Consider the following 1,020-nt stretch of genomic DNA (forward strand, 5'->3'; position numbering starts at 1 on the left):
CCCCGGGCGCCGCCGAGCCGGCCGCGCCCGGCCCACCGGCCGCTCGGGGCCGCCTGATCGCCGACGTGATCGCGGCCACGAACCTCGCGCGACGGGCGGTCGGCTGCCCGGACCTGGTGGCCGATCCGGCACTGACGGTGGCGGCCAGGGCGCACAGCGTCGACATGGCCGTGTCCGGCTACTTCCGCCACGACAGCCCCGACGGCCGCAGCCCTTTCGACCGGATGGCGGCGGCGGGCTTCGACTACTCCGTCGCCGCGGAGAACATCGCCGCCGGACAGCGCAGCGCCGGCGAGGTCGTTCGGGACTGGATGGACAGCCCCGAGCACCGGGCGAACATCCTCACCTGCTCGCTGACGCGGATCGGCGTCGGCCTCGCGACGGGCGGGAGCTACGGCTACTACTGGACGCAGGACATCGCGACCCCCGAAACGGGCCCCTGACGAGATCGGCCGGACTGGCCCGGGACGGGGTGCCCGTTCCCGGCACCGGCGGATTCCGGTTTTGGGCCTGGCGGGGGCCGGCTGGCCGGGTCGACTCGCGCCGATGGTCCGCAGCCGCGGGTCGGTCGATCCCGTAGGGTCGGGACGTCGTCGCCGACGGCAGCGAGGGCGGCACGGCCGGCGGAGCGGACCGCGGCGATCGCGACAGGACCGTCGACGCGGGGCACCCGGGCATGGGTGACCCGGGTAGGAGGAGTGGGCCGTGGTTCGGGCGGTGGTCACCGGCGCGGCCGGGTTTCTGGGCGGAGCGCTTGCGCATGCCCTACGCAGACAGGGCGCCGACGTCGTCGCGCTGGACGTCCGGCGCGCGCCCGGCGTGGTCCAGGCCGACATCAGCCGGCCGGGTGGATGGGAGGCGGCGCTCGACGGCGCCGAACTGGTCATCCACGCCGCCGCTGTGGGGACCGGCGGCGTCGCGGAGCTCACCCCGGTGCGCCCGGGTCGCGCCGGGGCGCCGCTGCGGGTCCCCGGCGCCGAGGTCCGGCGGGTGACACTCGGCGGCACTGCCGCCCTGCTC

2 protein-coding genes are annotated in these 1,020 nt (G+C 76.8%); both read left to right on the plus strand.

Features of this window, described 5'->3' with window-relative positions; genetic code table 11:
* Window positions 1–443: CAP domain-containing protein (locus ND748_RS32650; protein WP_251750110.1), on the plus strand; the 443-nt coding region annotated here is incomplete at its 5' end.
* Window positions 444–705: 262 nt separating this feature from the next.
* Window positions 706–1,020 (plus strand): NAD-dependent epimerase/dehydratase family protein (locus ND748_RS32655; protein ID WP_251750111.1); only part of this gene is annotated, 315 nt, incomplete at its 3' end.

Origin of the sequence: Frankia sp. AiPs1 (genome assembly GCF_023716945.1) — a bacterium.
In the GTDB taxonomy this organism is placed as follows: Bacteria; Actinomycetota; Actinomycetes; order Frankiales; family Frankiaceae; genus Frankia.